The sequence below is a fragment of the Variovorax sp. RA8 genome (assembly GCF_901827175.1).
Taxonomy (GTDB): Bacteria; Pseudomonadota; Gammaproteobacteria; order Burkholderiales; family Burkholderiaceae_C; genus Variovorax.
On sequence record NZ_LR594662.1, the window covers coordinates 5,467,455 to 5,481,241 of the forward strand.

Consider the following 13,787-nt stretch of genomic DNA (forward strand, 5'->3'; position numbering starts at 1 on the left):
CCATGAACCCGGACGCGCAGACCTCCGCCCCTGCGCTCGCGCGTTCGCGCGGCCGGCGAGTCGTGCGCGCCCTTGCATGGAGCCTGCTCGGCCTGATCCTGCTGGTAGGCGTGCTCACGGCTGGCGCCTGGTGGTGGCTGGGCTCGAACCAATCGCTGGCCTTCGCGCTGGCGCGGGCGGCGCGCTACCTGCCGGCCGGCCAGACCCTGGAGAGCCGCGAGGTCAGCGGCTCGCTGCGCGCTGGCGGCCGCATCGGCTGGCTACGCTGGCAGAGCGAAAGCCTGGTAGTGGAAGTGCACGAGGCCACCATCGGCTGGCAGCTGGCGCCTCTGCTGAAGCGCAAGGTTCAGCTCGGCGAAGTGCACGCGGCGCAACTGCTGATCGAGCGCCGCGGGCCAGTGGAGAACAAGCCGCCGGAGCCCCTGGCGCCGATCGTGCTGCCGGTGGAAGTCGAGCTTCCGTTTCGCATCGACACGCTGCGCTGGGCCGGCCCTCCCGCGCTCCAGGCGGACCAACTGGCAGGCAGCTATCGCTATGCCGGCAACGAGCATCGGCTCGTGGTCGAGGGCGTGGACATCGCCGAGGGCCACTACGGCGCGCGGGTCACGCTGCAAGGCGCGGCACCGATGGCCCTCGATGCTGCGCTCGAGGGCCGCGTGCGCGCGCCGCTGGCCGAAGGCCGCGGCATCGAGGTGCTGGCCGAGGCCACCGCCAAAGGCACGCTCGCGACGGCCGATGCCCGGCTGGCCGTGGCAGCCCAGCTCAAGCCGGCGGATCCCGGCGCTGCAGCGCCGATGGAGGCGCAGTTGCAGGCCAACATTGCGCCCTGGCAGCCGCAGCCGGTGATCGACGCCGGGGCGCAGTTGCAGAACCTCGACGTGGCTCTGCTGTGGCCCGGAGCGCCGAGCACGCTGCTGAACGGCGAGATCGAGGCCGGACCCGACAGCAGCGCGCCCCCCGGCAGCACGGTGTGGCGGGCTCGCGCCGACGTCCGCAACGCGAAGCCCGGCCCGTGGGACAGCGGCCAGCTGCCGGTCGAGCAGGTCCAGGCCCGCGCCAGCTTCGATGGCAGTACCTGGACGCTACCCGAGGCCACGGTGCGCGCCGGCGGCGGCCGCATCGAGGCCGAGGGCCGCTGGAGCCCCGCGTCTGCGCCCTGGCAGGCGCGCGCGCGGGTGCGCGGCGTGCGCCCCGGGGCGCTGCACAGCGAGCTGGCCGGCGCGCCGGTGAGCGGCAATGTCACCGCCGAGCAACGCGGCCCGGCGCTGCTCTTCGATCTCGCGCTGCAGGCCGAGGGCGGTGCCGGCAGCAAGGCGCTGCAGGGCCTGCGCCTCGACCGCGCATTGGCACGCGGCCAGTGGCAATCCGAGGTGCTGGACCTGCGCACGCTGCGCATCGACGCAGCGAACGCGAGCCTCGAAGGCAAGCTGCAGGTGAACGTCGCCGAGCAGGCCGGCAACGGCGACCTGAAGCTCGTGGTGCCCGGCGGCAGCGTACAACTGCAGGGCCGCATCGCTGCGGCCAGTGGCGGCGGCGAGCTCCGGGCCCGCGTCGACGAGGCAGCCACCCTGCAACGCTGGGTGGAAAGCCTGCCCGAGCTCTCGGCCGTGTTCGCGGGCAGCAGCGCCCAAGGCCGCGCCCAGCTCGACGCGTCATGGAAAGGCGGTTGGCAGGCGGTGCAGCGGCGGTTGCAGAACGCGAGTACGCCGGCCCCCCGCGGCAGCGCCGAGCCGACCCTCGAGGCTACCCTCTCGGCCCCTCGCCTGGCGCTCCGGCTGCCACCACCTGCCAACGGTCCGGCGACCGAGATCCAGCTGCGCGAGCTGCGTGCCGAGCTGGCCGGCAGCCTCGCCCAAGCCACGCTGACACTGAAGGGCGAAGCCAGCAGCGGGACGCAGAAGCTCAGCCTCGACGCACGCGCCAGCGGTGGCCTGGAACGCGCGAAACAATGGCGTGCCTCGATCGCCAGCCTGCGGCTGCAGGCGCAAGACAGCCAGCGCCCCGGACCGTGGACGCTGGAACTGGAACGCGCCCTCGTCATCGCCCTGAAGAGCGGTGATGCGGGCCACCTCGAGGTGGAGGCCTCGGCCGCCAGCGCCGCGCTGCACGGCCCGGTGCCGGGCGCCGTGCGCATCGACTGGGAGCCGCTGCGCTACAGCCACAGCGGGACCGCGCCGGACCGTGCCTTCCGGCTGCGTTCGCAGGGTCGCTTGCGAGGCCTGCCGATGGCCTGGGCCGAGGCAGTGGGCGGCAGCGCGTCGCTGGCCGAGATGGGCATCAGCGGCGACCTGCTGTTCGACGGCGACTGGGACATCGACGCCGGCGACACGCTGCGCGCCCGCGCCCGGCTCGCGCGCGCCAGCGGCGACATTCGCGTACAGGCTGGCGAGGCCGCGCTGGTCACCCGCATCGAAAGCCGCGGAACCGGCGCCGCGAGCGAGCGCAAGATGAATGCCGCGACAGAAGGCCCCAGCACGCCGGCCGGCCTGCGCCAGGCCGAACTGGGCCTCGCCGCCGAGGGCAACACCGTGCGCGCCAGCCTGACCTGGGACAGCGAACGCGCCGGCCAGATCCGCGCCGAGGCCAGCACGCAAGTGCTGCAGCGCGCCGAGGGCTGGCAATGGGCACCGGATGCTCCGCTCGCAGGACGGGTGACGGCGCGGCTGCCCAATCTCGGGGTCTGGTCGATGCTGGCGCCTCCCGGCTGGCGCGTGGCCGGCACCCTGGAGGCCGAAGCCGCGCTCTCGGGCAACCGCGCGTTGCCGCGCTGGAACGGCACGCTGTCGGCCGACCAGCTCGCGCTGCGCGCGCTGGTCGAGGGACTGGACCTGCGCGACGGGCGGCTGCGTGCCTCGCTGACCGGGCAGCGCATCGAGATCACGGAATTCACCCTCAAGGGCGGCGCGGGCAGCAGCACCCGCATCCCGGGGCAGAGCGGCAACCTCAGCACTGCGGCCAGCGAGGCCGCCAGCGGCGGCGGCACGCTGTCGGCGCGCGGGGAGCTGAGTTGGGGCGCGGCACCGGCCAGCGGCACCGGCATCCGCATGGCCATGCAGGCCCAACTGCGCGCGCTGCGCGTGCTGGTGCGCACCGATCGCCAGGTCACGCTGTCAGGCGACCTGCAGGCGCGCCTCGACGGCGGCCAGTTCAACGTGCGCGGCAATCTCAAGACCGACAGGGCAGTGATCATCCTGCCCGACGAGAGCGCGCCCAGCCTGGGCAGCGACGTCGTGGTGCACTCGGCCGCCAAGGACCGCGAGGCGGCCGAGGCCGCACAGCGCCGCACGGCCAGCGAGGACGCGCAGGCCGCCAAGGCGCAGACCGCGAAGCCGCCGGATATCGCCGTCGAGCTCGACCTCGGCGAGGATTTCGCGGTGCAGGGGCGCGGCCTGACGACGCGGCTCGAAGGCAAGCTCGAGATCCGCAGCACCGCCCTGAACGCGCCGCCGCGCATCACCGGTGAGGTGCGCACCGTCAAGGGTCAGTACCGCGCCTACGGCCAGCGGTTGGACGTCGAGACCGGGATCGCCCGCTTCAATGGCCCCTACGACAATCCGGCGCTCGACATCCTCGCGATCCGGCCCAACATCTCGCAGCGTGCCGGCGTGCAGATCACCGGCAGCGCGCAATCGCCGCGCGTGCGCCTGTATTCGGAGCCGGCGTTGTCCGACGCGGAGACGCTGTCGTGGGTGGTGCTGGGTCGCGCGTCGGCCACCAGCGGCGGGGAATCGCTGCTGCTGCAGCAGGCTGCGCTGGCACTGCTGGGCCGGCTCGGATCGGGCAGTTCCGGCGGCGGGCTCGCGAGCCGCTTCGGGCTGGACGAGATCGGCTTCAAAGGCCCGGGCAGCGGCGGCGACGTGCGCGAGTCGGCCGTCACGGTGGGCAAGCGCTTGTCGAAGGATTTCTATCTGACCTACGAGCGCAGCCTCTCGGGCACGCTGGGCAGCCTGTTCATCTTCTACGACCTCACGCGCAGGCTGACACTGCGCGGCCAGGCCGGTCAGCAAAGCGGCATCGACCTGATCTACACGGTGAAATACGATTGAGGCCGCCGAGCTGTTAAAGTCGCCGCCGCCTCCGTCCTCGTAGTTCAATGGATAGAACGGGGTCCTCCTAAGACTCAGATACAGGTTCGATTCCTGTCGAGGGCACCAAGAGACTGAATCAGGGCCTCTTACCAAACAACAGAAACCCGCACGCTCCCCAGCGTAGCGGGTTTTTCTTTGCGTCGCGTCGGCTCACGGCGTAGCATCCCATGTCGGTACTTTTCAGGTACTTGTGCAGGTATCTACCGAAGTTCAGCAACTGAAGTACCGACAGCAAGGGCAACAATGGCACTCACCGACACGTTTGTTAGGCAGGTCAAACACAAAGGCGCAGAGATCGGCGAACGCTACGCTGACGGCGGCGGCATGTACCTGCGCGTTAAGGCGGCAGGCAAGTACTGGCGGATGGACTACCGCATGAACGGCAAGGCCAAGACCCTGGCTTTGGGCGTCTACCCGGACGTGTCGCTTGCTGAGGCCCGCCAACGGCGCGAGAAGGCCCGGAAGGAATTGGCACACGGGATCGATCCCAGCACCGCCAAGAGGGAGCAAAAGCAGGCTCGCATGGAGGCAGCAGGCAATACCTTTGAGTTGGTTGCGCGAGAATGGCTCACCAAAACGGCGGGGAAGCGCCAGCCGATCACTCAGCTCAAGGTAAAGACGTGGCTGGAGAAGGACGTTTTCCCCTTCATCGGGAAGCTACCTATCTCCACCATCGGGCCGCGCGATGTGCTGGAGCGGGTGGTTCGCAAGTTGGAGGCGCGAGGGGCTATCGACACCGCGCACCGCGTGAAGCAGCTCTGCGGGCAGGTGTTCCGGTTCGCCGTGGTGTCCGGGCTGGCAGAGCGCGACGTAACCGCCGACCTCAGGGAAGCCCTGGCGGTGAAGGCCGGCAAGCATTTCGCAGCCATCACCGAACCCAAGCAGGTTGGCGACCTGATGCGCTCGATCTACGCCTACAGCGGCCATCCCACCACGGTGGCGGCTCTGAAGCTCTCCCCGCTGGTGTTTGTCCGTCCCGGCGAACTGCGCGCCGCAGAATGGACCGAGATCGACCTTGACGCGGCTGAGTGGCGCATCCCTGGCGCGAAGATGAAGATGGGCGTTGACCACATAGTGCCGCTGTCCACCCAGGCACTGGAGATCCTGCGCGGCATACACCCAATCACCGGGCACGGCCGCTACGTCTTTCCCAGCATCAGGACAGGTGAACGGCCAATGAGCGAGAACACCATTAACGCGGCCTTGCGCGGGATGGGCTATAGCGCCCAGGTTCACACCGCCCACGGGTTCCGGGCGACCGCGCGCACGATCATGGACGAAGTGCTTGGAGAGCGCGTGGACTTCATCGAGCACCAACTGTCACACATGGTCAAGGATGCGAACGGCCGGGCCTACAACCGCACCGCGCACCTGCCGTCCCGCCGCGAGATGATGCAGCGGTGGGCCGACTATCTGGACAAGGTGCGCATTGGCGCGGATGTAATACCGATCAACCGGGCCGCGTAATAGCAGCTGGCCCCAAGGCCCGGGAGCAGCAAAGCATAGTCATCAGTTTCGCCAGCCCTAGGCTGATCCCCGAAAACCCGTTTCCCTGACGGGCTGGGCTGGCGTTCTTATCAGGGTGCGCGAGGGGCGCGATGGAAGACGAATCGAACTATCTCCGTTGGCTTGAAGTTTCTGAAAACAAGCCGATCAAGTTTGAAGACTTAGCTCACCTGATTGCTGATGCCATGTGGCCGGACGGAGGCGCTGATGATGATCGGGCGCACTACGGCGTCGCGCGAATTGCGCTCGAAAAAGAGCTGAGGACAGCAGCAGAGGGGGGAGAACTGTTGCCTCGCAATGCCTCTACGCTAAAGAGAGAAAGCTTTCTGGTCGGAGCTGCGCTTGGCAGAACAGTCGTCCTTCCTCAAGACCTCGGAACATACTTACGTAAGCGTGGAGGCATCGGGCTTCGATTGATTCCGCATGGATGCGGACCTAACCACTGGACTATTGAACATGCTGCAGCAGCCATAGCAGCGCAGGAAGGTTGGCATGCTGGCTCGCGCGATGCCCTGCGCGCGCGGATGATGGAGGCCGCCGCCAAAGGCGAGTTGGTCATCCGCGATCCACAGACAACCTTGCCATATCGTCCTGAGCGCGTTCGCGAATTTTGGGAAATTTTGACGCCGGCCGATGTCAATGCATGGCTCCAGGCGCAAGGCGCGCCGTATCGTTGGAATGTGCTGACCGACCTGGAAGCCCAAGATGCGTTCGCCAAGTTCGACCCCTTGCAAGCTCGATACGACGATGAGCGATCCAACCAGAAATACGCCGTGGCATGGTGGAATAGCGCGCTCAAGGCGTCGATGTGGTGGGAGCTAAAGAGCATCAAGCCCCGGGAGGCAGCAATGCTACTTTGCGGGCTAAATCCCCACGGACGGGAGGCGACTGGAGAGGCGTTAGCGCCAGAGGGCGAGCCCAGCGCAGACGACTACAAGACCCTGCTTCGATACTTCGACGACGAAGCACAGGATGCTCAGGCGCGCACGCTGCAGCAATGGCTTGACTTCGCAACTAGGAAAGGCTTGAGCCATCATTCGTGGATCGACGAGTGGTTGGAAGCCATGCCGACAGCCCGTGCTAGTTCCGGTGCGTCTGCTACGGAGCCGGCTGGCCGCGCCGGAAGCGCCGTCTGGACCAAGGAGCGCAAGGAAGAGGCTCGCGCTATGTTGGAGCGGCTGCAGGGCCAAGGTCTGAAGAACTACGCCGCAACTACCGCCAAGGCCTTTGGCGTGAGCGGCTCTCGCCTGCGCGAGGTGTTGAAAGACAAGAAGGAAAAAGGCACGCCCAAGAAGCTCAACAATTCCGCGTTCACTTGGCGCCGCAGCTCTACAAAAGAGAGGTAGGACCGTCCCGCATGGGGTTGCGACCTGGCAGTCGAACCCAAATGAAGCATGCATCCGCAGGAGGATTGCGTTTGCTCGCAATAGGTGTTGCGCCTTCAGGCTTCGCCCCATCGTGCCACGGCACATTTTTAAGGGGCGTCAAGTGTCACAGAGGGTTATCCGGGTCGCGGAAATCGCGACAACCAAACAGAAAGCCGGGTTGCTGCCCGTCAGTCCTGCAACCATCTGGCGTTGGGTGCGCGAAGGGAAGTTTCCCAAGCCATTCAAGCTCGGTGATTCCGTCACGGTGTGGGAAGCCGCAGCCGTCGAAGGTTTCATTGCGAACCGCTCTAACGGCAGCGCGTTTTCCGGGGAGCGGGAATCATGAAGAAGCCCATGAAGACGAAAGCCCCGGCCGGTGGTGCGGCGGGGGCTCTCAGGAAACATCAAACGCAACTGAAGTTTAGCGACGAGTCCACGGAGACGGAAGCGCAACGCGAGCGCATCGTGCAGGCTCTTCGCCGTCGCCCTCAGACGAGTTATGACCTTCGCCGGATGGGCTGCTATCAGGCGCCTGCGCGGGTGAAGGAGCTACGCGACCGCTTCGGCTTTGTGATCGAGACCACGCGCATCACCTTGGTAGATCGCGACGGTTTCAGCCATCCGCGTGCTGCCCTCTACACGCTGGTCTCAGAGCCACATGGCGAACGGCCGCAATAGTGGCAGGAAGGGCGATTCAGGGCGCGATTCAGGCGGGTTTGTAGCCCTGCCCTGGTCCGTGCTCGATAGCCCCGCCTACGCCGATTTAAGCCATCCTGCCCGGTCGCTGCTTTGGGAGATCGCCCGGCAGTTCGTGCGTGACAACAACGGGCGACTTTTGGCGAGCCGCGAACACTTGGCCGCCCGGGGATGGAGATCGGCCGATGTGATCCAGCGCGCCAAGGAGGCGCTGCTCGCAGCCGGCTTCATCTACGAGACGGTCAAGGGCCATCGTCCGAACAAGGCAAGTTGGTACGCGGTGACATGGCGTGCGCTCGACAAGCTGCCCGGGTATGACGAAGGAGCAGCCGCAGGGTTCGTTCGAGGCGCTTACCAACGACCTGCCAAAAACGCAGTGCTTAGTCCGTCTCGCGGAACAGAGAGGCGCCCCATAGCTCCGTCTTACGGAACAGGGAGACCGTCCCCTGTTCCGTCTCACGGAGCTATCAAGACCACTTTTGAACGTTCCCCTGTTCCGTCTCACGGACACCATCTAGATATGCCATCTGTTGCAGTCGGAACCACTCATTGAAAGAGCATCATGAACCTCATGAAAGAAGAGATCCCGCACCTGAACATCGAAGTTTTGGCTGACGGCATCATCAGGCTTGAGAACGAATCGATGGGGGACAACTACGTCGTCGATGTTCATCCGATCCACCTGCGCCTGATGGCCGAAAGAATGGGACTTGTCCGCGAAGTGTCTGCATCGGGTGCGGAACTGCTGCGCGACCTCGACCGCTACAAGCGCGCGCTGCTGATGATCCGTGATCGCGCCGAGCAACTGCATCAAAACATCTTAGGCCTGTCGCAGCTCGGAAACGAAAAAATGGGCACCGAGGTGGCGCAATCGGCCGCGCTCGCCAATATGGCCGATCACATCTGCATCGAGTTTGAAAACGACTTCACACCGGAGCCGCCGCAACTCTCCAAGCTGCCCAAAACCGGAGGGCCTTCGCCACAGAACGCGAGCCCACCGGTTCCGCCCGCTCAGTTGGAACTCGGGGGCACACAATGAGCAAGGCAACAAAGGTGCCCTCGGCCGCGAAGCAACATGACCCGAAGATTCTGCAACTTGTCCAAAACCCTGAGGAGACGATGGCGCAGACGGTGGGCCGCATTGCTTCTGATCCTGCCGTCAACGCCGGCAGCGTCATGCAGTCGTTCGGGAATCATCTGGGGGATGAAGTGAGCCTCATGAGCATGATCGATGTGATTCAAAGCACCACACAGCGCGTCAAGGACGGCGACCTGTCGGACCTGGAAGCGATGTTGGTTTCGCAGGCCACTGCACTTCAGACGATCTTCACCAACCTCGCAAGGCGAGCACAGGCGCAGCAATACCAGCGCAACCTGGAAGCATTTCTAGGGCTGGCCCTGAAGGCGCAGGCACAGAGCCGGGCGACCATATCGGCGCTGGTGGATTTGAAGTACCCACGAACCACCGTGATCGCCAAGCAAGCCAACGTCGCCAACGGGCCGCAGCAGGTGAACAATGGCCTGCCGACTGCGGCCAACACCGGAACGAAGAGCTCGACAGTCGGAACTGATCCGCATCTGGAAGCCGTGGGAAAAGGCGACTGGGCCGACAAGCCCCGCAGGAAAAGCCAAGGTCTCCCGTAATGCGTACACCGGGGGACATTGGCTCCAACTGCGCAACATCGCCAAGGCGATGAAAGGGATGCTGAAAGAACGGGAGAGAGTGGACTAGTTTAGGGCCGTGTGGCACCCCGCTTTACGACCGTTCGCTGTAGAACTTCGGGCAAACCTAGAAGGCTACTAGCCACACTCGCGCAAGCGGGCAGACCCATCTTTGGACGCCGATGTCGAGGCCTAAGGCCCCGGTCGGCAAATTTGAGGAGGCCTCCGATACCCAAAAATTCACGGAAGGTTCACACGCTTTCTGCCGTGAGCATCAGACAACCACTGTCTCCCCTCGGCGGATGGCATGATCCCCAGAACACACAATCGGAGAAGAGGGAATGAGGCAACCTGGAATCGCCACAATGCTCGCCATGTTTGCTTGCCTACATGCTCAAGCCGCGGACCCGCCAAAGCTTGGCGACATTCCCGGATCATGGGCCCGATTTCAGGTTTCCGACTTCAAAGGCGATAAGGCGATGGTCGCTCAGATCGAAAGAGCCGACTGGTGGAAGAACTGTGCGGCGTGGGGCGTGGAAGCTCGCAAAAAGGGGACGACGCGGCGGCGACTAGCGTTGCAGTACTTTCTCGATGAACAGAAGTACATCAACAACCTTGACCTTGCCTCGGTTCATGGGAAAGTTCCTGAAATCGGAATGACGACGTGCGGCGCTTACGCGCTGTTAGGTCTTCCAAACGCAGTAAACGTTACGAAGGGGTCTTACGGCACGCACGTTCAGCATGTGTGGTCCGATCGCCGCGTGTACGTTTACACGCGCAGCAAGAACGATGAAGGGAACGCTCTGGTGAGCTCTGTCCAATATTGAACGACCACGGCCCCCCAGAAATGAAAAGGTTCTTCAAGTGGTCAGCGATCGTCGTCAGCGCCTTGATCGCGCTCGCGTTCCTCCACCATTCACCCGCCCTAACGAAGTACTTCGTGGTGCTGACAGGCATCGTCGTCTACTGCTTTTGGCAGCTCTCCAAGCAGATTCAGGCCAATCATGAGGCCATGGTCCGGCGCACTGACGTGCTTTTCAAGCTGGCCCGGGGAAGCGCCGGGCTTGATAAAGAAGATCTGTGATCCGCGCCCTCCTCTGCCTGACGCTCCTGCTCCCGCCGCTTGCTGACGCTCGCGTCCCCCGTGACCGCAAGAGGTCAGAGCCTTCAGGTACGAGATCCCCTGCCCTAAGCCTTGTGCGCTGGAGGGGCAGACAAGCGCTGGAACATGCAGTGGATCACCAGGGAGGACCACCGGTTCAAGACGCTGGTGGATGTGAGGAATGCAGGCGGCGCCAGGCTGGAACCTATTAGCCCTGCGTGGCACGCATTGAGGCGTCTGCCTACGCTGTGACGGAATGCCTTCCCTATAGGGATACTCCTGATCCTCCTCCGCAGCTAATCCAGCCCGCCCCGAGCGGGCTTTTTTACGCCTAGCGCTCACCTTCCATCTTTGCAATCACCGCTTGAACTCCACCGGCCGGCACGCGACATGCCTGACCTGCGCTTGGTCGGGTTGGGTCTGCTAGACCATACCGGTCGGCCTTCCGACCTAGCGCCGACGGCGGTTGCGCCTGCTGCGACTAGCTGCCGTTCCTAGACTTCCAGTCTTCCACCCAGGCCATGCATTTCACGCGTAGTTTGGCGACCAGGATTGTCCTGCTCACGTATGCCTTGGCCAGCAGCAGCTTGCAGCAAAACTCGCCTTTCCGATGCACCTCGGCGAACCCGCCTTGGCCAATGCTCTCGGAGGTGCGAGGGAACACGTAGTACTTGAAATCCCAATCCTCGCCGAAAGAGGAACTCCGAACCAATTCGTTGTCATCCATGGTTGCGCTCGAGCTGCGAGCGTGGCACCAGGATCGATGATTGGCGCGGGCAGAGCCTGACTCTGCTCCCTGCACGTTCGTGGCTTTGTAGGCAAACGCCCTTCAGAGCAGTGGGGGTTCCTCGGGCGGTGGCACCTTCGCTGGGCGCGTGCCGCTTTGCGATATTCGAATTTCCATTGGGGAACCGGGTTGTCCATGGCGGTTCCTGGAAGATCACATGAGCCGCAGCCTCCGGGATGGGGCGGCTACGCTAGGCTGGCCGCGATTTATTCATCCTGAATCGCGTTGCGAAACTCGCCCCTTGCGACCTCCGCAGGGTCGCGCCCGTTCAGTGCAGGCCACAGCCCCAATCCCCAGTCCAACATGTCGTTGTATACCGCTCGCCCTTCAGTAAGACGCAACATCTCAGCAGCAAATTTCTCGGCCCACTCAACCATCAATCCCCCCAATTCGGCGACGATGATGCACCAGCGCGCCCTGCGGTGCGCTCGCGAGGTTATTCCGGTTATTGGGGCTGTTCACGGTCCAGTCTGGTGCGGGTTTGTTCACCTTGAAAGCTTGTGGACGGCCTCTACCATGAGCACGCGCACCAACTTCAGGACGACGGCTTCAGCTAACGGGCACACTTGCGCAGGGAGAGCGGCCATGGCAACTAGCGGTTCAGTCATCGTTGCAGGCGCGACCACTTCTTCGGACGTCGCATTCGGGAACCTGTTCGATCTAGCGGCGCTACGAAGCGGCATGGGCCATGCCGAGGTCTGCGAGGCCTGCAACACCATCAACTTGGGTGCCGCACGTACCTGCAAAGCTTGTTCCCACAGGTTGCCCGCCTACTATGCCGCAAGGGATGCCATCCATTTGCCCACCGGGGATAAAAGCTAGAACAGCGAAGGCTCCTCGGGCGCAGGCGGCTCCTTCAGCTTCGCGCGTTCCGGCTTGGGCTTCGGTGCGCGCGGCGGGTCAGGTGGCGCCGGGCTGGCGTCGAAAATCTCGGCCGGGGCGAGCTTGAGCAACTGCTGGGCCTGCTCGACGGTGCCCTCAAGCCACTGGTCGAAGTTCGCGGCCTCGATCGGGATCACGCTGCGCTTGTCTTGGCGTTCCAGCGGCAACACCAGCCCGGTCTTCGGGTCTACCTCAGGCTTGTGCATGCGGCCCATTAGGGGGTGCCCGTCGGCATTGATCGTCAGCATGGTGTAGCTCTCGAACTCGTCGCCTGTGGCCTTGTCGATCCAGACACTCCACAGGCCGGCCAGGCCCCAGGGCTGCCCGTCGGCGCGCCGGAAGCGCCACCACTCGCACCGCGGGAACGGCTGCTCGTGCGGTCCCCAGTACGGTTCATCGAAGCTGGCGGCCGGGATGATGCAGCGCTGGCCACGCTTCCACGGCTCCTTGTAGCTGGCCTTCTCCGCAAGCTCCTCGCTGCGCGCGTTGTTCGTCGGGTACTTGAGCTTCGGCTCCTTGGCGAACCAGGGGATCAGGCCCCACTGACCCACGGCGAGCTCGCGCTGGTAGCCCGCAGCGTCGCGCCGGCGCCGAATGAAGGGGCCAGGAGCGCGCGGGAAGATGTCGCGCACCCATAGCGGGATCTGCCGCGCGGCGACGTGCCAGAAGCGTTCGATCTCCTTGACCTCGGGGCTCTCGTACCGATTGCACATGGGCCGGAATGTAGCGGCTCAGAAAGGGGTCGGCTGAACGGGATCAAGCCATGCAACAGCCGCGGCATCCGGCGGGAGTGCTCGCAGCCGGTCGTCCCGCCAGAGATCGGCCGCCACCTCTTCGAGGAGCAGCGGGTCCACAGTGCGCCACCGCTGCTGCAGCCGGTGCGCACAGGCGGCAATCCAAATTTCGGCAGTCATCTCAGCCATGGATATACTGTACGCCCATCCAGTATTATCTGCATGTTCGCGATCGTTTACCGCTGTCGTCGAGAAGGACAACCGCTGCACCGCGATGACATCGAGGCAGACCCCGCGCACGGCGATTTGCAGGTGTACCGTAAAGGGATGAAGCGCGTGGCCGTGCTGCTGGGCCAAGATCGAGAAAGCTATGTGCTGCCGCTGCTGGACAAGGTGAGGCTGCTCGCGATCAACGAGTGTGGCGTGCTGCTCACCGGGATCGAGATCTACCCCACCCGCGGAGCCAAGGGCACGGGCCCCATGTACCCACAGACCTGGTGGTGCGAGACCAATCCCAAGGCGCGGCCCCTTGCGAACCCTGCAGATGCGCGTCGGCGCGAGCGTGAACGGCAGGCCCGTGAGGTCGGCACGTCCCTCCTTCGACGGCCAACGAGACGCGACAAGTAGAACCCAAACCTTCCTGCCGATCCCCGCCCAACCATCCTGCGTATGCCGTCTTGGCTCGGCCGCGAGGAGTAGCATGCTTCATGGAAGACGAAAACTCAGACCCGGTGGGCAGGCATCCCGAGGAGGTCTTCGCGGACTTGGCCACTGAGTACGGGTTGATCTCAAAGGGCGAGACGATCAGCCTTTCCTTGTGGCAGTACACCATGGCCATCGTCGAGCTATGTGCCTCGATAGGCGACCGATACGATCAGACTGGTTTGAACGCCGGTGAAGAGATTAGGGCCGTCTACGGAGAGCCGTAGGCCGGCTGCAAGCCGATCCGCAGACCCCCCTGAC

13 protein-coding genes and 1 tRNA gene are annotated in these 13,787 nt (G+C 64.4%); 12 read left to right on the plus strand and 2 right to left on the minus strand.

Going from position 1 to position 13,787, the window contains the following annotated elements; all coding sequences use genetic code 11:
• Nucleotides 1-2: 2 nt before the first annotated feature.
• From E5P3_RS26075 to E5P3_RS26120, 10 genes are all read left to right on the plus strand, one after another.
• Complete coding sequence (locus E5P3_RS26075; protein ID WP_162588611.1) at nt 3-4,046, plus strand: translocation/assembly module TamB domain-containing protein; 4,044 nt, start codon at nt 3-5, stop codon at nt 4,044-4,046.
• Nucleotides 4,047-4,079: 33 nt separating this feature from the next.
• Nucleotides 4,080-4,154 (plus strand) — tRNA-Arg (locus E5P3_RS26080).
• 177 nt (nt 4,155-4,331) lie between these two features.
• On the plus strand, nt 4,332-5,555 hold the full coding sequence (locus E5P3_RS26085; protein WP_162588612.1) for a tyrosine-type recombinase/integrase: 1,224 nt from the start codon (nt 4,332-4,334) through the stop codon (nt 5,553-5,555).
• 131 nt (nt 5,556-5,686) lie between these two features.
• Nucleotides 5,687-6,940: a hypothetical protein gene (locus E5P3_RS26090; RefSeq protein WP_162588613.1), complete on the plus strand. Its 1,254-nt coding sequence runs from the start codon at nt 5,687-5,689 to the stop codon at nt 6,938-6,940.
• 142 nt (nt 6,941-7,082) lie between these two features.
• Nucleotides 7,083-7,307 (plus strand): helix-turn-helix transcriptional regulator, encoded by a 225-nt coding sequence (locus E5P3_RS26095; protein WP_162588614.1) that lies wholly within the window; start codon nt 7,083-7,085, stop codon nt 7,305-7,307.
• A gap of 8 nt (nt 7,308-7,315) precedes the next feature.
• Nucleotides 7,316-7,639 (plus strand): helix-turn-helix domain-containing protein, encoded by a 324-nt coding sequence (locus E5P3_RS26100; protein ID WP_162588615.1) that lies wholly within the window; start codon nt 7,316-7,318, stop codon nt 7,637-7,639.
• Nucleotides 7,640-8,219: 580 nt separating this feature from the next.
• A complete protein-coding gene (locus E5P3_RS26105) occupies nt 8,220-8,696 on the plus strand; it encodes a hypothetical protein (RefSeq protein WP_162588616.1) in 477 nt (158 codons plus the stop codon).
• Entirely contained in the window at nt 8,693-9,301 is a 609-nt protein-coding gene (locus tag E5P3_RS26110; protein ID WP_162588617.1) for a hypothetical protein, read from the plus strand. The genes E5P3_RS26105 and E5P3_RS26110 overlap by 4 nt, the downstream gene beginning before the upstream one ends.
• Before the next feature lie 383 nt (nt 9,302-9,684).
• Nucleotides 9,685-10,146: a hypothetical protein gene (locus tag E5P3_RS26115; RefSeq protein WP_162588618.1), complete on the plus strand. Its 462-nt coding sequence runs from the start codon at nt 9,685-9,687 to the stop codon at nt 10,144-10,146.
• A gap of 20 nt (nt 10,147-10,166) precedes the next feature.
• On the plus strand, nt 10,167-10,403 hold the full coding sequence (locus tag E5P3_RS26120) for a hypothetical protein (RefSeq protein ID WP_162588619.1): 237 nt from the start codon (nt 10,167-10,169) through the stop codon (nt 10,401-10,403).
• Nucleotides 10,404-10,902: 499 nt separating this feature from the next.
• Here the strand turns inward: E5P3_RS26120 and E5P3_RS26125 are convergent, their stop codons facing one another.
• Both E5P3_RS26125 and E5P3_RS26130 read right to left on the minus strand, forming a co-directional pair.
• Entirely contained in the window at nt 10,903-11,148 is a 246-nt protein-coding gene (locus E5P3_RS26125) for a hypothetical protein (RefSeq protein ID WP_162588620.1), read from the minus strand.
• An 878-nt stretch (nt 11,149-12,026) separates the two neighbouring features.
• On the minus strand, nt 12,027-12,803 hold the full coding sequence (locus E5P3_RS26130; protein ID WP_162588621.1) for an SOS response-associated peptidase: 777 nt from the start codon (nt 12,801-12,803) through the stop codon (nt 12,027-12,029).
• Nucleotides 12,804-13,046: 243 nt separating this feature from the next.
• On the opposite strand from E5P3_RS26130, the gene E5P3_RS26135 reads away from it, so the two are divergent.
• Nucleotides 13,047-13,451 (plus strand): hypothetical protein, encoded by a 405-nt coding sequence (locus E5P3_RS26135; RefSeq protein WP_162588622.1) that lies wholly within the window; start codon nt 13,047-13,049, stop codon nt 13,449-13,451.
• An 80-nt stretch (nt 13,452-13,531) separates the two neighbouring features.
• Complete coding sequence (locus tag E5P3_RS26140; protein WP_162588623.1) at nt 13,532-13,753, plus strand: hypothetical protein; 222 nt, start codon at nt 13,532-13,534, stop codon at nt 13,751-13,753.
• Nucleotides 13,754-13,787 lie beyond the last annotated feature (34 nt).